This window comes from Tepidiphilus thermophilus (assembly GCF_001418245.1).
GTDB lineage: Bacteria > Pseudomonadota > Gammaproteobacteria > Burkholderiales > Rhodocyclaceae > Tepidiphilus > Tepidiphilus succinatimandens.
The window spans coordinates 267093-283974 of the sequence record NZ_LIPU01000001.1; the positions used below are offsets into that span (position 1 = coordinate 267093).

16 protein-coding genes are annotated in these 16882 nt (G+C 65.6%); 9 read left to right on the plus strand and 7 right to left on the minus strand.

The features are described 5' to 3' along the window. Positions 1-10: 10 nt before the first annotated feature. Positions 11-1192 (plus strand): cell division protein FtsZ, encoded by a 1182-nt coding sequence (gene ftsZ / locus ASC37_RS01315; RefSeq protein ID WP_218054503.1) that lies wholly within the window; start codon positions 11-13, stop codon positions 1190-1192. 15 nt (positions 1193-1207) lie between these two features. Continuing rightward, positions 1208-2125, plus strand: coding sequence for a UDP-3-O-acyl-N-acetylglucosamine deacetylase (lpxC, locus tag ASC37_RS01320; RefSeq protein WP_055422637.1), 918 nt, complete (start codon positions 1208-1210; stop codon positions 2123-2125). 99 nt (positions 2126-2224) lie between these two features. Here the strand turns inward: lpxC and ASC37_RS01325 are convergent, their stop codons facing one another. Further along, the gene (locus ASC37_RS01325) at positions 2225-2767 is read right to left on the minus strand and encodes a DciA family protein (protein WP_055422638.1); all 543 of its coding nucleotides are present in this window, start codon (positions 2765-2767) and stop codon (positions 2225-2227) included. 73 nt (positions 2768-2840) lie between these two features. Between ASC37_RS01325 and secA the strand changes: the two genes are divergently transcribed. The 4 genes from secA (at position 2841) to ASC37_RS01345 (ending at position 9113) form a co-directional block, all read left to right on the plus strand. Then, a complete protein-coding gene (secA, locus tag ASC37_RS01330) occupies positions 2841-5564 on the plus strand; it encodes a preprotein translocase subunit SecA (protein ID WP_055422639.1) in 2724 nt (907 codons plus the stop codon). Between the two features lie 13 nt (positions 5565-5577). Next, a complete protein-coding gene (argJ, locus tag ASC37_RS01335) occupies positions 5578-6822 on the plus strand; it encodes a bifunctional glutamate N-acetyltransferase/amino-acid acetyltransferase ArgJ (protein WP_055422640.1) in 1245 nt (414 codons plus the stop codon). A 13-nt stretch (positions 6823-6835) separates the two neighbouring features. Further along, entirely contained in the window at positions 6836-8206 is a 1371-nt protein-coding gene (purB, locus tag ASC37_RS01340; RefSeq protein ID WP_055422641.1) for an adenylosuccinate lyase, read from the plus strand. 79 nt (positions 8207-8285) lie between these two features. Beyond that, positions 8286-9113, plus strand: a complete 828-nt coding sequence (locus ASC37_RS01345) for a ferredoxin--NADP reductase (protein ID WP_082438323.1) — start codon at positions 8286-8288, stop codon at positions 9111-9113. Between the two features lie 74 nt (positions 9114-9187). On the opposite strand, the gene secF is transcribed toward ASC37_RS01345, so the two are convergent. The 4 genes from secF to ASC37_RS01365 all read right to left on the minus strand — a co-directional run bounded on the left by secF (position 9188) and on the right by ASC37_RS01365 (position 12918). Next, positions 9188-10123: a protein translocase subunit SecF gene (secF, locus tag ASC37_RS01350; protein ID WP_055422642.1), complete on the minus strand. Its 936-nt coding sequence runs from the start codon at positions 10121-10123 to the stop codon at positions 9188-9190. Positions 10124-10135: 12 nt separating this feature from the next. Continuing rightward, a complete protein-coding gene (gene secD, locus ASC37_RS01355) occupies positions 10136-11974 on the minus strand; it encodes a protein translocase subunit SecD (RefSeq protein ID WP_055422643.1) in 1839 nt (612 codons plus the stop codon). Positions 11975-11990: 16 nt separating this feature from the next. Next, positions 11991-12317, minus strand: a complete 327-nt coding sequence (gene yajC / locus ASC37_RS01360) for a preprotein translocase subunit YajC (RefSeq protein WP_055422644.1) — start codon at positions 12315-12317, stop codon at positions 11991-11993. 88 nt (positions 12318-12405) lie between these two features. Further along, positions 12406-12918: a response regulator gene (locus ASC37_RS01365; protein WP_055422645.1), complete on the minus strand. Its 513-nt coding sequence runs from the start codon at positions 12916-12918 to the stop codon at positions 12406-12408. A gap of 146 nt (positions 12919-13064) precedes the next feature. On the opposite strand from ASC37_RS01365, the gene ASC37_RS01370 reads away from it, so the two are divergent. Then, positions 13065-13913: a 3-hydroxybutyryl-CoA dehydrogenase gene (locus tag ASC37_RS01370; RefSeq protein ID WP_055422646.1), complete on the plus strand. Its 849-nt coding sequence runs from the start codon at positions 13065-13067 to the stop codon at positions 13911-13913. 141 nt (positions 13914-14054) lie between these two features. On the opposite strand, the gene rho is transcribed toward ASC37_RS01370, so the two are convergent. Both rho and trxA read right to left on the minus strand, forming a co-directional pair. Beyond that, the gene (gene rho, locus ASC37_RS01375) at positions 14055-15314 is read right to left on the minus strand and encodes a transcription termination factor Rho (RefSeq protein ID WP_055422647.1); all 1260 of its coding nucleotides are present in this window, start codon (positions 15312-15314) and stop codon (positions 14055-14057) included. 144 nt (positions 15315-15458) lie between these two features. After that, on the minus strand, positions 15459-15785 hold the full coding sequence (trxA, locus tag ASC37_RS01380; RefSeq protein ID WP_055422648.1) for a thioredoxin TrxA: 327 nt from the start codon (positions 15783-15785) through the stop codon (positions 15459-15461). 212 nt (positions 15786-15997) lie between these two features. Between trxA and fdxA the strand changes: the two genes are divergently transcribed. Together fdxA and ASC37_RS01390 are read left to right on the plus strand one after the other, a co-directional pair. Next, on the plus strand, positions 15998-16321 hold the full coding sequence (gene fdxA / locus ASC37_RS01385; protein WP_028874820.1) for a ferredoxin FdxA: 324 nt from the start codon (positions 15998-16000) through the stop codon (positions 16319-16321). Between the two features lie 18 nt (positions 16322-16339). Then, positions 16340-16792, plus strand: coding sequence for a CBS domain-containing protein (locus ASC37_RS01390; protein ID WP_055422649.1), 453 nt, complete (start codon positions 16340-16342; stop codon positions 16790-16792). Positions 16793-16882: the final 90 nt, after the last annotated feature.

A 16882-nucleotide genomic window follows, 5' to 3' on the forward strand; every position in this document is an offset into this window, starting at 1 on the left:
GGAGAATGTCATGGCGGTCAAAGGGATTGAAGAATTGGTCGACACCACCCACAAGGGTACGGTCATCAAAGTGCTCGGCATCGGGGGGGCGGGCGGCAACGCCGTCGACCACATGATTCGCGAGGGCATCGGCGGGGTGGAGTTCGTCGCCGTCAATACCGATGCGCAGGCGCTCACGCGCTGCCTCGCCCCCACCAAGGTCCAGATCGGCTCTTCCGGCCTGGGGGCGGGCTCCAAGCCGGAAGCCGGGCGCGAAGCGGCAATGGAGTCGCGCGAGCGCATCGTCGCCGCGCTCGAGGGGGCCCACATGGCCTTCCTCACCGCCGGCATGGGAGGCGGCACGGGCACGGGCGCCGCGCCGGTCATCGCCGAGATCGCCAAGGAGATGGGCATCCTCACCGTGGCGGTGGTCACCAAGCCCTTCGATTTCGAAAACCGCGACCGCGTCGCCGAAAGCGGCATCGAAGAGCTCACGCGCCACGTCGATTCCCTCATCGTCGTGCTCAACGACCGCCTGCTCGAAGTCTTCGGCGACGACGCCGGCTTCGAAGACTGCTTCAAGGCCGCCGACAACGTGCTCAAGAACGCCGTGGCCGGCATCGCCGAGATCATCAACGTGCCGGGGCTGGTCAACGTCGATTTTCAGGATGTGCGCACCGCCATGGGCGAGATGGGCCGCGCCATGATGGGTTCGGCCGAAGCTTCTGGCATCGATCGCGCGCGCATCGCCGCCGAGCAGGCCGCAGTGAGCCCCCTGCTCGAAGGGACGGAACTCTCCGGCGCGCGCTGCGTCCTCATCAACATTACCGCCAGCCGCTCGCTCAAGCTCTCCGAAGTGCGCGACGCCGTGCGCACGGTGCAGGCCTTTGCCGCTCCCGAAGCCTTCGTCAAGTACGGGGCCGTCTTCGACGACACGATGGAAGACCGCATCCGCATCACGGTCGTCGCCACCGGTCTCGGAGCGGCGCGTTCCACGCGGCCGCAGCCCCAAATGGAAGTGATCCGCGGCACGGGAACCTATGGCGGCGGCGCCACCATGGGCGCCACGCAAGGGCGCACCGAGACTCCGCAGCGCGGCGGCATGCCCCAGGTCGAGCGTTCCGTCCGGGGGCGCCGCAGCACGCTCGCCGATCGCATGCCCGGGCTCGACCGGCTCGACATCCCCGCCTTCCTGCGCAAGCAAAACGACTGATCGTCCCGGACCGGCATGATTTCCCAGCACACGCTCAAGTCCATCGCGCACGTCACCGGAGTCGGCCTGCACTCCGGTGAGAAAGTGCAGCTGTGGCTGCGACCGGCCGCGCCCGATAGCGGCATCGTCTTTCATCGCGTCGACCTCGATCCGCCGGTGTCCATTCCCGCCTCCCCCGAGGCGGTGCGCGAGACGCGCCTGTGCACGGGGCTCGAGCGCGACGGCGTGAGAATCGCCACCGTCGAGCACCTCATGTCGGCGCTGGCCGGGTTGGGGGTCGACAACGTGCACATCGACGTCGATGGGCCCGAGATCCCCATCATGGACGGCAGCGCCGCGCCCTTCGTCATGATGATGCTCGAGGCGGGCCTCGAAGCCCAGCCGGCGCCGCGGCGCTTCCTGAAAGTGCTCAAACCGGTGGAGGTCCGCGAGGGCGACAAGTGGGTCCGCCTCGAACCCTATCCCGGATTCCGTCTCGAATTCTCCATCGCCTTCGACCATCCGGCGATCAGCGCCTCGCAAACCCGCGCCGTGGTCGATCTCTCCGAGCATGCCTATCCGCGCTTCGTCGCCCGGGCCCGCACCTTCGGCTTCGTGCACGAAGTGGAGCTGCTGCGCGAACTCGGCCTCGCCCAGGGCGGCAGCCTCGACAACGCCATCGTGCTCGACGAATACCGCATCCTCAATCCCGAAGGCTTGCGATTCCCCGACGAATTCGTACGGCACAAGATCCTGGATGCCATCGGCGACCTGTACCTGGCCGGTCACCCGCTGCTCGCGCGCTACGTGGCCCACAAATCCGGCCATGCGCTCAACAACCAGCTCCTGCGCGCCCTCATGGCCGATCGCAGCGCCTGGGAACTCACCACCCTGGAACGGGACGAGGTACCGGCGCTCCTGCCTGCGCTCGCCACCGGCGCCGCGACGACGTAAGCGCATGCCGTGCTGGGGTTCCGCCTTCTCCTCGTCTTCGTCCTTCTGGGTGCAGGGGTCTGCGTCGCCGCCTATCTCTGGAGCGGCGAGCGGCGCTGGCTACTGTACGCCAAACGCATCCTGAGGCTTGCGCTCGGCATCGTCCTCATCTATCTCGGCCTCTTTGCGCTCGAGCGGATCGCCCTCTTGCCTTTGCTCTGAGGCCATCGCCGCGCGCTCGATCAGCCGCTCCAGCGCCTGACGCAGGGGCGAATCCGGCGCGAGCCGGGCGCACAGTTCGGCGATCGCTGCGCGCCCCCCCGGCCCGATGGTCCGTACCCGCGGCGGCCGCGGCGCCGCCACGCCGCTCGCGGGGGCGTTCGTGGGGCGTACCCTCAACTTGATCGCCAGGACCGGGGCCGATGCCGCGAGCGCTGCCGTGAGGCTGGGCAGACGGTGCCGCAGCTTCGCCGCCGCGAGCGCCGAGGCCGTGTGCAGATAAAGCGTTCCGTCCTTCAGGTTGGCGACGGACACCCGCCCCCGGAACTCCTCCTCCAGCAGACGGTCGATCTCTTCCTGCAGCCGCTGTAATGTCATGGCATGATGACGCAGCGGCTCCAGTTCCGCGCTGAGACGGAAGAGTTCTCCCAGTTTCCGTGTCATCGCCCTTTCCCGTGCCTCGTCCGATGGGGCATGATAAACTTCACCATTCGCTCCGACAAGCCGACCGCACGTAATGATTACCCGCGTCCTCAAGAAACTCTTCGGCAGCCGAAATGACCGGCTGCTGCGGCGTTACCGCACCACCGTCGCCCGCATCAACGAACTCGAACCGAGCGTGGCCGCCCTCTCGGACGAAGCCCTGCGCGCGAAGACGGCGGAATTCAAACAGCGCCATGCCAATGGCGAATCGCTCGATGCCTTGCTGCCCGAGGCCTTCGCCGTGGTGCGCGAGGCGGGCAAGCGCGTGCATGGCATGCGCCACTTCGACGTCCAGCTCATCGGCGGCATCGTGCTGCACGAGGGCAAGATCGCCGAGATGCGCACCGGCGAGGGCAAGACCCTGGTGGCGACGCTGCCGGCCTATCTCAATGCGATCACGGGCAAAGGGGTGCACGTCGTCACGGTCAACGACTACCTCGCGCGGCGCGACTCCGACTGGATGGGGCGAATCTACCGTTTCCTGGGGCTGACGGTGGGCTGCAACGTCCCCGGCCTGTCGCACGGCGAAAAGCAGGAAGCCTACGCGGCCGACATCACCTACGGCACGAACAACGAATTCGGCTTCGACTATCTGCGCGACAACATGGTCTACGCCCCGGTCGATCGCGTGCAGCGGGGGCTACACTACGCCATCGTCGACGAGGTCGACTCCATCCTCATCGACGAGGCGCGCACCCCGCTCATCATCTCCGGCCAGGCCGAGGACAACACCGAGCTCTACCTCAAGATGAACGAGGTGGTGCCGCTCCTTACCGAACAGAAGATGCAGGGCGAGGAAGTGCTCGAGCCCGGGGATTACACCATCGACCTCAAGGCGCGTCAGGTGCTGCTCACCGAGCAGGGGCACGAAAAGGTCGAGGGCATCCTCATGCGCATGGGGCTGCTGCCCGAAGGCGGCAACCTCTACGATCCGCGCTACATCACCCTGCTGCACCACCTCTACGCGGCGCTGCGGGCGCACGCGCTCTTTCACCGCGACCAGCACTACGTGGTGCAGAACGACGAAATCATCATCGTCGACGAATTCACCGGCCGGCTCATGCCCGGCCGGCGCTGGTCCGAAGGGCTGCATCAGGCGATCGAAGCCAAGGAAGGCGTGCGCATCCAGGCCGAGAACCAGACGCTCGCCTCGATCACTTTCCAGAACTACTTCCGCATGTACGAAAAGCTGGCCGGCATGACCGGCACGGCCGACACGGAAGCCTACGAATTCCAGCAGATCTACGGCCTCGAGACCGTCATCATCCCCACCAACCGGCCGCTCGTGCGCCGCGACGAGAACGACCGCGTCTATCGCACCGCCAAGGAGAAATGGCAGGCGGTGATCGAGGACATCAAGGACTGCCGCGAACGCGGCCAGCCCGTGCTGGTCGGCACCACCTCGATCGAGGTCAACGAGTTCCTCTCCCGGCTCCTCACCAAGGAAAAGATCCCGCACCAGGTGCTCAACGCCAAGCAGCACGAGCGCGAGGCGCACATCATCGCCCAGGCCGGGCGCCCCGGCATGGTGACGATCGCCACCAACATGGCCGGCCGCGGTACCGACATCGTGCTCGGCGGCAACATCGCGCCGCAGATCGAGGAGATCCGCAACGACCCCGCGCTCTCCGACGAAGAAAAGGAAAAGCGCATCGAGGCACTGCGCGCCGAATGGCAGAAAGCGCACGACGCGGTGATCGCCGCCGGGGGCTTGCGCATCATCGGCACCGAACGGCACGAATCGCGCCGCATCGACAACCAGCTGCGCGGCCGCGCCGGACGCCAGGGCGACCCCGGCTCCTCGCGCTTCTACCTCTCGCTGGAAGACCCGCTGCTGCGCATCTTCGCCGGCGACCGGCTCAACGCCATCATGGTGCGCCTGAAGATGCCCGAGGGCGAGGCGATCGAACATCCCATGGTGACGCGCTCGCTCGAATCGGCCCAGCGCCGCGTCGAGCAGCACAACTTCGACATCCGCAAGCAGCTGCTCGAATACGACGACGTCGCCAACGAGCAGCGCAAGGTCATCTACGCCCAGCGAAACGAAGTGGTCGACGCCGAGGACGTGAGCGAACTCGTCGCCGACATGCGCGCCGGCACCCTCACCGACATCTTCCGCACCTACGTGCCGGCCGACAGCGTCGAAGAGCAATGGGATCTCGCCGGGCTGGAGCAGACGCTCGCCGGCGAATTCAACCTGTCGCTGCCGCTGCGCCAGTGGCTCGAGGCCGAACCGGATCTCAGCGACGAGCAGCTGCTCGAGCGCGTGCTCGAAGCGGCCGAAGCGTCTTACCGCGCCAAGGCGAGCCTGGTCGATCCGCAGGCCTGGAAACAGTTCGAGCGCAGCATCCTGCTGCAGAGCATCGACACGCACTGGCGCGAACACCTCTCGGCGCTCGATCACCTGCGCCAGGGCATCCATCTGCGGGGGTATGCGCAAAAGAACCCGAAACAGGAATACAAGCGCGAAGCCTTCGAGCTCTTCGAGGCCATGCTCGACGCCATCCGGCGCGACGTCAGCCGCATCCTTCTTTCGGTGCAGGTGCGCACCGAGGCCGCGGTCGAAGAGGTCGTCGAACGCCCCCCCGAAGTGCAGCAAGTGCAGTACCATCACGCCGAACCCGGTGCCGAAGAGGGAGGTGAGACGGCCGTCAAGGCCCGGCCGCAGACCAATGCGCTGCCCAAGGTCGGCCGCAACGATCCCTGCCCCTGCGGTTCCGGCAAGAAATACAAACACTGCCACGGTAAACTGAGCTGAACGGAGTCCCGCGATGGCCGTCAATCTCACCGCCCCCGATCCCAAGGACCTTCGCCCCGTCGCCGGCGTGCGCCTGGGCGTGGCCGAAGCCGGCATCCGCAAGGCCGGACGGCGCGACCTCACCGTGATCTCGCTCGCCCCCGGTAGCCGCGTGGCCGGCGTCTTCACGCAGAACCGCTTCTGCGCCGCGCCGGTGCAGGTCTGCCGCGAACACCTGGCGGGCGAGGCCGCGCCCCGCGCGCTCGTCATCAACACGGGCGTGGCCAACGCCGGTACCGGCGCCGAGGGGCTGGAGGCGGCGCGTCGCACCTGCAAGGCGGTCTCCCAGGTGCTGGGGGTGGAGCCGCAGGAAGTGCTGCCGTTTTCCACCGGCGTCATCCTCGAGCCTCTGCCGGTAGAGAAAATCGAGGCCGCGCTGCCGGCGCTCGTCACCAACCTGCGCCCCGACGCCTGGCTGGATGCCGCCTACGCCATCATGACCACCGACACGGTGCCCAAGGCCTGCTCGCGCCAGGTGCGCCTGTCCGACGGCACCGTCGTCACCATCACCGGCATCAGCAAGGGCGCCGGCATGATCCGCCCCAACATGGCCACCATGCTCGGGTTCGTGGCCACCGACGCCAGGCTCGCCAAACCCTTGCTCGATGCCCTGGTGCGCGAGGCGGCCGATGAATCCTTCAACGCCATCACCGTCGATGGCGACACGTCTACCAACGACTCCTTCGTGCTGATCGCCACCGGCGCGGCCATGTCGCGCGAGCTCGCGGTGAGCGACGACGAAGACTACCGCAAGGTGCGCGCCGCCGTGATCGAAGTCTCGCGCTGGCTCGCCCAGGCCATCGTGCGCGACGGCGAAGGCGCCACCAAGTTCATCACCGTGCGGGTGGAGCGCGGCGCGTCGCGCGAAGAATGCCGCAAGGTCGCCTACGCCATCGCCCACTCGCCGCTGGTGAAGACCGCCTTCTTCGCTTCCGACCCCAACCTGGGCCGCATCCTCGCCGCCATCGGCTACGCCGGCATCGACGATCTCGATCCCGCGGCGATCCGCGTCTGGCTCGAAGCCGAGGGCGATTCCATCCTGGTGGCCGAAGGGGGCGGTCGGGCATCTTCCTACCGTGAGGAAGACGGCGCCCGCGTCATGAAGCACGCCGAAATCACCGTGCGCGTCGATCTCGCCCGGGGCGAGGCCGCCGCCACCGTCTGGACCTGCGATCTTTCCTTCGACTACGTCCGCATCAACGCCGAATACCGCAGCTAAGGAACATGCCGCGATGACCGATCCTGCCACCCTCCTTGCCCTGAGCCCGCTCGATGGCCGCTACGCCACCAAGCTCGACGCCCTGCGCCCGATTTTCTCCGAATACGGCTTCATGCGCGAGCGCGTGCGCGTCGAGATCGAATGGCTCAAGACGCTCGCCGCCGATCCCCGCATCGCCGAAGTCCCGACCTTCTCCCCCAGCACCGTGCGCGAGCTCGACTTGCTCGTCGAGGAATTCAAGCCGTCGGATGCCGCGGCGATCAAGGCGATCGAGGCGCGCACCAACCACGACGTCAAGGCCGTCGAATACTGGATCAAGGAGCGGCTCGAAGGCTTGCCCGAAGCCGAGCGGGCGCGCGAGTTCGTACATTTCGCCTGCACCTCCGAAGACATCAACAACACCGCGCACGCGCTCATGCTCACCGCCGGGCGCGACCGGGTGCTGCTGCCGGCGCTCGACGCCGTGATCGAACGCTTCCGGGCACTCGCGCACGAACACGCGGCCCTGCCCATGCTCTCGCGCACCCACGGCCAGCCGGCGAGCCCCACGACCCTGGGCAAAGAGATGGCCAACGTCGCCGCGCGCCTGCAGCGCACCCGCGCCGCCATCGCCGCCGTGCGCCTCACGGCCAAGTTCAACGGCGCGGTGGGCAACTACAACGCCCACGCGATCGCCTATCCCGAGATCGACTGGGAAGAATTCAATCGCCGCTTCATCGAATCGCTCGGGCTCGAATTCAACCCCTATACCATCCAGATCGAACCGCACGACGCGATGGCCGAACTCTTCGATGCCATGGCGCGGACGAACACCATCCTCATCGACGCATGCCGCGATCTGTGGCTCTATATCTCCTACGGTTACTTCCGCCAGAAGCTCAAGGAGGGCGAGGTCGGCTCCTCGACCATGCCGCACAAGGTGAACCCCATCGACTTCGAAAACGCCGAAGGCAACCTGGGAATCGCCAACGCCCTGCTGCGCCATTTCGCCGACAAATTGCCGGTGTCGCGGATGCAGCGCGACCTCACCGACTCCACGGTGCTGCGCAACCTGGGCGTGGCCTTCGGGCACACGCTGCTCGCGCTCGATTCGCTGCGCCGCGGGCTGGACAAGCTCGAAGCAGATCCGAAGGCGCTCGAGCGCGATCTGGCCGAAGCCTGGGAGGTGCTCGCCGAGGCGGTGCAGACCGTGATGCGGCGCCACGGCATCCCCAACCCCTACGAGAAACTCAAGGAGATGACCCGCGGCAAGGCGATCACCGCCGAGGCGCTGCGCGGTTTCATCGCCGGCTTGCCTCTGCCCGAATCGGCCAAGGAGCGGCTGCTCGCCCTCGTGCCGCAGAAATACACCGGCAAGGCCGAGGAGCTCGCCAAGCGCATCTGAGATTCCAATCGTGTTGGCGCCGGAATTAAGCCGGTGCTATCATTGCGTTTTTTAGTCCTTCAGCGAGGATTTGACCGCCATGGCCGAAACCGGTGCCGTTGCCGAGCAGACGTCTTCCCCCGCCTTGCCCAAGAACCTGCGCGTCGAGAAAGTGATCTGGGTGCATCACTGGACCGACACCCTCTTCAGCTTCCGCTGCACCCGCGATCCGGGTTTCCGCTTCATCAATGGCCAGTTCGTCATGATCGGTCTGATGGTCGATGGCAAGCCGCTGCTGCGCGCCTATTCCATCGCCAGCGCCAACTGGGAAGAGCACCTCGAGTTCTACTCGATCAAGGTGCCCAACGGCCCGCTCACCTCGCGGCTGCAGCACCTCAAGGTAGGCGACGAAGTGCTCGTCTCCACCAAGCCCACCGGCACGCTCGTGCAGGACAACCTCCTGCCCGGCGCAAAGCGGCTTTTTCTTCTGGCCACCGGCACGGGGCTTGCGCCTTTCATGTCCATCATCAAGGATCCGGACGTCTACGATCGCTACGAAAAAGTGATCCTTGTACACTGCACGCGCTGGGTGCGCGAGCTCGGCTACTACGACTACATCACCAAGGAACTGCCGCAGCACGAGTTCCTGGGCGAGATGGTGCGCGAAAAACTCATCTACTACCCCACCGTCACGCGCGAGCCTTTCATTCACCAAGGCCGGATCACCGATCTCATCACCAGCGGCAAGCTCGCCGCCGACTTGGGCATTCCCCAGCTCAACCCCGAGACCGACCGGGCGCTTCTGTGCGGCAGCATGCGCATGCTCGCCGACACGAGCAAGATCCTCGACGATTTGGGCTTCCAGGTCTCGCCCAGCATGGGCGTGCCGGGTCACTACGCCATCGAACGGGCCTTCGTCGATCAGTAAGCCCGCCGCCCTTTCGCGCTACCCATGAAAAAGCCCCCGGTTCCGGGGGCTTTTTCATGCCACAGAAGAGAGAATCAGACCACCGCCTCTTCCTTCTTCTTCGCCGGTTTGACCAGATCCTCGCGCGTGACGCCGAACCACATCACGAGCGCGGCCGAGACGAAGATCGACGAATAGATGCCGAAGACGATGCCGATGGTGAGCGCGAGCGCGAAGTAGTGCAGCGTCTCGCCGCCGAAGAGCAGGATCGTCACCACCATCGCCAGGGTGCTCGCGTGCGTGATGATGGTGCGCGACATGGTGGCGGTGATCGCATGATCGAGCACGGCGGGCGTGTCCATCTTGCCACGGCGCTGCTTGAAAACCTCTCGCACCCGATCGAAGATCACCACTGTCTCGTTGACCGAGTAGCCCAGCACGGCGAGCACCGCCGCGAGCACGGAGAGCGAGAATTCCCACTGGAAGGCGGCGAATGCCCCGAGGATGATCACCACGTCGTGCAGGTTGGCGATGATGGCCGAGACCGCGAAGCGCCACTCGAAGCGCATCGCCAGATAGGTGACGATGCCAAATACCACGAAGGCGAGCGCCATGAGCCCGTTGGTGGCCAGTTCCTTGCCCACCTGGGGCCCCACGAACTCGACGCGGCGCACCTCGAAGTTCGCTCCCGGGACTTGTGAGAGCAGCGCCTTCACCCGTTCGCCGGCCTGGGCGCTCTCGCCGTCGCCCAGATGCGGCAGCCGGATGAGGAGGTCGCGCGCCGAGCCGAAGTTCTGCACCTGGGCTTCGCGCAGCCCAGCCTGGGCGAGCACGTCGCGTACCGCTTCGAGCGCAACGGCCTCGCTGGCGCGTACTTCCACCAAGGTGCCGCCGGTGAATTCGATGGAGAGGTTCAGCCCGCGCAGGGCGAGAAAGAGCACGGCGGCCACGAAAGTGAGGAGCGACACGGCGTTGAACCACAGGGCGTGCCGCATGAAGGGGATGTCTTGGCGCGGATGGAATAATTCCATGGAAGTCTCCGTTCAGCCGATCGAGACGTGGGCGACGCGCTTCTTGCCGCCGTAAGTGAAGTTGACCAGCATGCGCGACACCAGGATGGCCGAGAACATGGAGGTGAGGATGCCGAGGCAGTGCACCACGGCGAAGCCGCGCACCGGGCCGGAGCCGAAGACCAGCAGCGCCACGCCGGCGATGAGCGTGGTCACGTTGGAGTCGAGGATGGTGGCAAACGCCCGCTCGTAGCCGGCGGCGATCGCCATCTGCGGCGAGACGCCCAGGCGCAATTCCTCGCGGATGCGCTCGTTGATGAGGACGTTGGCGTCGATCGCCATGCCCAGCGTGAGTGCCATCGCCGCGATTCCCGGCAAGGTGAGGGTGGCCTGCAAGAGCGACAGCAGCGCCACGAGGAGCATGAGGTTGGCCGCCAGCGCCACCACCGAGTAAAGGCCGATGAGCTGGTAATAGACGATCATGAAGACGGCGATGATCGCGAAACCCCACAGCGTGGCGTGCACGCCGCGCTCGATGTTCTCTTTGCCGAGGCTGGGGCCGACGGTGCGCTCCTCGACGATGCGCATCGGGGCGGCAAGGCTGCCGGCACGCAGTAGCAGCGCGATGTCGCGCGCTTCTTCCACCGTCATCGCCCCCGAGATCTGCACCCGTCCGCCCGTGATCTCGGTGCGGATCACCGGGGCGGTGATCACTTCGGCCTGTCCCCGCTCGATGAGCAGGATCGCCATGCGCTTGCCGACGTTGTCGCGGGTGACGTCGCGGAAGATGCGCGCGCCGGCCGAATCCAGCGTCAGGTGCACCGCCGGCTCGCCGGTCTGCCCGTCGAAGCCGGGCTGGGCGTCGGTGAGGCGCTCGCCGGTGAGCACGACGTCTTTCTTCACCAGGATGGGGCGGCCATTGCGCTCGTAGAGGAGCTCGGTGCCCGGTGGAACGCGGCCGGCGATCGCCTCTTCGAGCGCGCCCGGCGTGTCGTCGACCAGGCGCACTTCCAAGGTGGCCGTGCGCCCAAGGATGTCCTTGGCCTTGGCTACGTCCTGCACGCCGGGCAGTTGCACGACGATGCGGTCTGTCCCCTGCTGCTGGATGACGGGTTCGGCGACACCCAGCTCATTGATGCGGTTGTGCAGGGTGGTGATGTTCTGCTTGAGGGCGAATTCGCGCAGGGTTTTTTCCGCCGCGGGCGTAAGCCGCGCAATGAGCTTCACCGTTTCGCCCTGGGCCGTCACGTCGAGGGCCAGATCGGGCACGTTCTTGGCGATCACGCGCCGCGCCGCTTCGGCCGTGGCTTCGTCGGCGAAGCGCGCTTCGATGAGCCGGCCGTTGCGCACGATTCCCTGGTGGCGGATCTTCTCCGCCCGCATGAGCGAGCGCAAATCGGCGGCGATGGCGTCGAGCCGCTTGGTCAGCGCGCCGTCCATGTCCACTTCGAGCAGGAAGTGGACGCCGCCGCGCAGGTCGAGCCCGAGATACATCGGTTTGGCGCCCAGCCGTGCGAGCCACTCGGGCGTGCCGGGCAGGAGGTTGAGCGCCACGATCGCCTCGGGCTTTTCCGGATCGGGATTGAGCTCGGCTTCGATCAGGTCTTTTGCCCGGATCTGGGTTTCGGTGTCGGCGAACCGCACCCTCAGGGCCCCGGCCTCGAAGAGAAAACCCTGGGGAGCGAGCCCAGCCGCGGTCAGCTTCGGCTCCAGCCGGGCGGCGAGAGAACGGGCGTCGAACGGGGCACCGGGCCGCGCCGGTGTGATCTGCACGGCGGGGATCTCGCCGAAGAGGTTCGGCGCGGCGTAGATCGCCCCCAGCAGCAGCACGAAGGCGATCAGCAGATTCTTCCACAGAGGGTAGCGGTTCATATGGGTAGGGGGCGCTTTAGAGATTTTTCAGCGTGCCCTTGGGCAGCACGGCGGCAATGGTGGGTTTTTGCACCGTCACTTCAACCCCTTTGGCGATTTCGACCCGAACGAAATCTTCGTCCACCGAGGTTACCCGACCGGCGATGCCGCCCTGGGTGATTACCTCGTCGCCTTTGGCGAGCGCCTGGATCATGGCCTTGTGCTCCTTCGCCCGTTTCATCTGCGGCCGCACCATGAGGAACCACAGCACGACGAACATCAGGATGATGGGCAGCAGCTGCATCAGGCCGCCGGTCGGATCCGCTGCCGGGGCGCCTTGGGCGTAAGCGTCGGTGATGAACATGAGGGAGACTCCTCGAAAGAGAAAAAAGAAATTGTACCATCAGCGGGGAAGGGTTCGTTTCATGCTATTTTCATGATTTCGCAAGGCGCTATTGGGTCAGGCCGAGGCGTTGCATCCAGTAGCGCAGCTTGGCGAGCGTCCAGCCCAGTTCCCGTGCGGTCCGGCTCTGGTTCCAGCGGTTGCGCTCGAGGGCTGCGCGCAATGCCGCCGGGTCGACGGGGGCGTCCTGATCCGGCGGGCACTGGGCGAAACCTTCGAGGAGCTGGGCGAGGCGCTCGATGCGCAAGGGTTTGGTGAGGAAGTCGTGCGCCCCGAGCTTGACGGCCTGTACCGCCGTGTCGATGTCCCCGTACGCGGTGAGGACGACCACCGGCGTGAGGGGGCGACGCTCGCGGGCGTGGCGCACGAGATCGAGCCCGTTGCCGTCCGGAAGGCGCAGATCGGTGAGAATGAGGTGATACGGCGTGGCGGTATCGTCGAGCACGCGGCGGGCCCCGGCGCAGTCACCCACGGCGTCGGCCTGCCAGCCGTGGCGGTGCAGCGCGAGCGTGAGCAGCGTGCGCAGGTCGGGTTCGTCGTCGATGAGAAGGGCTCGGGGCATGGGCGGTGCCAGTCGTCATGCGCTTTCCATGATAAAGGAGGCTGGGCGAGGCGGCAAGCGCTCCGGTTGGCGCTGTGCTACACTGCACTGCAGCAAACGCGCCGGATGCCGGCGCACGTCTTCCACCAACCGCAGAGGAGTCATCCATGCAGACCATCTTCATCGTCGGCGCAGGAACGATGGGCAGCGGCATTGCCCAGGTCGCGGCCCAGAGCGGGTTTTCCGTGCGACTCTACGACATTTCCACGCAACAGCTCGAGCGGGCTCGGGCCACCATTTCCGCCAACCTCGATCGCCTGGTGAAGAAAGAAAAACTCACGGCGGCGGACAAAGACGCGACGCTCGCGCGCATCGCAACGGCGACCCAGCTCGACGGCGTGGCTTCGGCCGACCTGGTGATCGAGGCGGCGAGCGAGAACGAGGCGCTCAAGCTCGAGCTCTTCGCCAAGCTCGATGCGCTCGCCAAGCCCGAGGCGATCCTCGCGTCCAACACTTCCTCCATCTCCATCACCAAGATCGCCGCCGCGACGAAGAATCCCGCACGCGTCATCGGCATGCACTTCTTCAACCCGGTGCCGGTGATGGCGCTCATCGAGCTCATCCGCGGCCTGCAGACCTCCGACGAAACCTACCAGAAGGCCGAGGCGATCGCCAAGGCGCTGGGCAAGACGCCGGTGGCGGTGAAGAACAGCCCGGGTTTCGTGGTCAATCGCCTGCTGTGCCCCATGATCAACGAGGCGATCTTCGCGCTGCAGGAAGGCTTGGCGAGCGCCGAGGGGATCGACGAGGCGATGAAACTGGGCTGCAACCATCCGATCGGGCCGCTGGCGCTCGCCGATCTCATCGGGCTCGACGTCGAGCTCGCGGTGATGCAGGTGCTCTACGAAGGGTTCAAGGATCCGAAATTCCGCCCCGCGCCGCTGCTCGTGGAGATGGTCGAGGCCGGCCGGCTCGGGCGCAAGACGGGCGAAGGGTTCTACCGCTACGACAGGTAAGCCTCAGGCTGCTCGGGGCGATTGTCCTGGGCCGTAGCCGGGCGGTAGACGAAAAACCGCGGTTCGAAACCGCGGTTTTTTGCGCTTGGGTTTGGCGCAGGCCGGGCTGCCGGAAGCGGCTCCCGCCTCGACCGTTCTGTTTTAGGCGCGGCGCATGGCGTCGAAGAACTCGGCGTTGTTCTTCGTCGCCTTGAGTTTGTCGAGGAGGAATTCGGTGGCTTCCAGATCGTCCATGCCGTAGAGGAGCTTGCGCAGGATCCACACCTTTTGCAGGATGTCCGGTTTCATCAGCAGCTCTTCGCGCCGGGTGCCGGAGCGGTTGACGTTGATCGCCGGATAGACGCGCTTCTCCGCCATGCGCCGGTCGAGGTGCAGCTCCATGTTGCCGGTGCCCTTGAATTCCTCGTAGATCACGTCGTCCATGCGGCTGCCGGTGTCGATGAGCGCCGTGGCGATGATGGTGAGGCTGCCGCCTTCTTCGAGGTTGCGCGCCGCGCCGAAGAAGCGCTTGGGCTTTTGCAGGGCGTTGGCGTCCACGCCGCCGGTGAGCACCTTGCCCGAGGAGGGTACGACGGTGTTGTAGGCGCGCGCCAGGCGCGTGAGCGAGTCGAGCAGCACCACCACGTCGCGCTTGTGCTCGGTGAGGCGTTTGGCCTTCTCGATGACGATCTCGGCCACCTGCACGTGGCGCGCGGCCGGCTCGTCGAAGGTGGAGGCGACCACCTCGCCGCGTACCGAGCGCTGCATTTCGGTGACCTCTTCGGGGCGCTCGTCGATCAAGAGCACGATGAGCACGACGTCGGGATGGTTCGAGGTGATGGCATGCGCGATGTGCTGCAGCATCACGGTCTTCCCCGTCTTGGGCGGGGCGACGATGAGGCCGCGCTGGCCTTTGCCGATGGGGGCGATGATGTCGATGACCCGGCCGGTGAGGTTCTCTTCGCTGCGGATGTCGCGCTCGAGCTTGAAGGCTTCGTTCGGGTGCAGCGGGGTGAGGTTCTCGAAGAGGATCTTGTGCTTGCACTTCTCGGGCGACTCGCCGTTGATGCGGTCGAGCTTCACCAGGGCGAAGTAGCGTTCGCCTTCCTTGGGGATGCGGATCTCGCCCTCGATGGTGTCGCCCGTGTGCAGGTTGAAGCGACGGATCTGGGAGGGTGAGACGTAGATGTCGTCCGGGCTGGCGAGGTAGGACGTGTCGGGCGAACGGAGAAAGCCGTAGCCTTCGGGCAGGACTTCCAGCACGCCCTCGCCGAAGATGGGTTCCCCTTTCTTGGCGCGGTTCTTGAGCAGCGCGAATACGAGTTCGTGTTTGCGCAGGCGGTTGGCGCCTTCGATGTTTTGTTCATTGGCTAGGGCCAAGAGCTGGCTGACGTGCAACGACTTGAGCTCGGACAGATGCATGGTTTTCGGTCGATGAAGGTTCTGGATGGGAAGAGATCGAGACCGGCTTGCCGCGATGATCGTGGCAGCAAGCCGGAAGAGGGAGGCTGAAAGGAGGCCGGCACGAACGGCCGGCCGGAAAACACGTCAGGCGCGCAGTCGGCGTCAGAGGTTGCTGTCGATGAACGCGACGAGCTGGGATTTGGCCATTGCCCCGACGCGGGTGGCCTCGACGTTGCCGTTCTTGAAGAGCATCAGCGTCGGGATGCCGCGTACGCCGTATTTGGCGGGCGTCTCGGGATTCTGGTCGATGTCGAGCTTGCAGACCTTGAGCTTGCCGGCGTATTCCTTGGCGATCTCGTCGAGGATCGGCGCGATCATCTTGCAGGGGCCGCACCATTCGGCCCAGAAGTCGAGCAGCACCGGCGTCTTCGACTGCAGGACTTCCTGCTCGAAAGTGGCATCGCTCACGTGATGGATGTGTTCACTCATCGTGTGTCTCGGGGGTGGTCGGGAGAGAAGGAAAGCCCCGGCCGAACGGCTGCGGGGCGATAAGGCGTAACTTAGGGCATCATGGCCGCGGCGTCAAGGGGTAAGGAGGCGGGAAGGGGGCTGCGGCCGCGCAAAACGACGAAGGCGTGGTATAAATGCAAAAGGCGGGTGAGCCGTTCGCCCTGCCGTCGCGCACAAACAGGGGATTTCTCATGACCTACGTCGTGACCGAAGCGTGCATCCGTTGCAAGTATACCGACTGTGTGGACGTCTGTCCCGTGGATTGCTTCCGCGAGGGCCCGAACATGCTGGTGATCGATCCCGATGAGTGCATCGATTGCTCCTTGTGCGTGCCGGAATGTCCCGTCGAGGCCATCTACGCCGAAGACGACGTCCCGGCCGATCAGCGCGATTTCATCGCTCTGAACGCCGAACTCGCCAAGAAATGGCCGCCGATCGTGGAGCGCAAGGATCCCTTGCCCGATGCCGATGAATGGGCAAAGGTCAAGAACAAGCGCGACCAGCTCATCCGCTGAGCAGCCAGGGGCAAAAGCATGAAGGTACGTGAAATCCTGGCGATCAAGGGAACGGCGCTCTTCACCATCACGCCCCGCCGCTTTCTCTCCGATGCCGTGGCGGTGATGGTGGAGCAGGACATTGGCTCGCTCGTGGTGTTCGACGCGGGGAAGATGGCGGGGTTGCTCACCTTTCGCGAAGTGCTGGTGGCGATCCATCATGCCTGCGCCTCCTGGGGGATGTTGACGGTGGAGGAGGCCATGCTGCGCCAGCCCATCGTCGCCGATCCCGACATGGAGCTCGACGAGCTGCGTCGCCGCATGGTGGAGACGCGCCAGCGCTATTTCCCCGTGATGGAGGGCGGAACGCTGCTCGGCGTGGTGTCGTTCTATGATGTCGCCAAGGCGGTGCTCGAGGAAAAGGATTTCGAGAACCGGATGTTGAAAGACTACATCCGCAATTGGCCGGAGACCGGCGAAAAAGAAGTTTGATCGAGGGTCCAGGGATATCCATGCCAGTCGCCCGTAAGAGGCGTCGGCGCTACCGGGAGGAGGGATCGAGGCCGCGGGAATCAGCCTGCG

Excerpts from the sequence above, each read along its gene's own strand:
- ftsZ (WP_218054503.1), top strand. The coding sequence starts at position 11 with ATGGCGGTCAAAGGGATTGAAGAATTGGTCGACACCACCCACAAGGGT.
- lpxC (WP_055422637.1), top strand. The coding sequence starts at position 1,208 with ATGATTTCCCAGCACACGCTCAAGTCCATCGCGCACGTCACCGGAGTC.
- ASC37_RS01325 (WP_055422638.1), bottom strand. The coding sequence starts at position 2,767 with ATGACACGGAAACTGGGAGAACTCTTCCGTCTCAGCGCGGAACTGGAG.
- secA (WP_055422639.1), top strand. The coding sequence starts at position 2,841 with ATGATTACCCGCGTCCTCAAGAAACTCTTCGGCAGCCGAAATGACCGG.
- argJ (WP_055422640.1), top strand. The coding sequence starts at position 5,578 with ATGGCCGTCAATCTCACCGCCCCCGATCCCAAGGACCTTCGCCCCGTC.
- purB (WP_055422641.1), top strand. The coding sequence starts at position 6,836 with ATGACCGATCCTGCCACCCTCCTTGCCCTGAGCCCGCTCGATGGCCGC.
- ASC37_RS01345 (WP_082438323.1), top strand. The coding sequence starts at position 8,286 with ATGGCCGAAACCGGTGCCGTTGCCGAGCAGACGTCTTCCCCCGCCTTG.
- secF (WP_055422642.1), bottom strand. The coding sequence starts at position 10,123 with ATGGAATTATTCCATCCGCGCCAAGACATCCCCTTCATGCGGCACGCC.
- secD (WP_055422643.1), bottom strand. The coding sequence starts at position 11,974 with ATGAACCGCTACCCTCTGTGGAAGAATCTGCTGATCGCCTTCGTGCTG.
- yajC (WP_055422644.1), bottom strand. The coding sequence starts at position 12,317 with ATGTTCATCACCGACGCTTACGCCCAAGGCGCCCCGGCAGCGGATCCG.
- ASC37_RS01365 (WP_055422645.1), bottom strand. The coding sequence starts at position 12,918 with ATGCCCCGAGCCCTTCTCATCGACGACGAACCCGACCTGCGCACGCTG.
- ASC37_RS01370 (WP_055422646.1), top strand. The coding sequence starts at position 13,065 with ATGCAGACCATCTTCATCGTCGGCGCAGGAACGATGGGCAGCGGCATT.
- rho (WP_055422647.1), bottom strand. The coding sequence starts at position 15,314 with ATGCATCTGTCCGAGCTCAAGTCGTTGCACGTCAGCCAGCTCTTGGCC.
- trxA (WP_055422648.1), bottom strand. The coding sequence starts at position 15,785 with ATGAGTGAACACATCCATCACGTGAGCGATGCCACTTTCGAGCAGGAA.
- fdxA (WP_028874820.1), top strand. The coding sequence starts at position 15,998 with ATGACCTACGTCGTGACCGAAGCGTGCATCCGTTGCAAGTATACCGAC.
- ASC37_RS01390 (WP_055422649.1), top strand. The coding sequence starts at position 16,340 with ATGAAGGTACGTGAAATCCTGGCGATCAAGGGAACGGCGCTCTTCACC.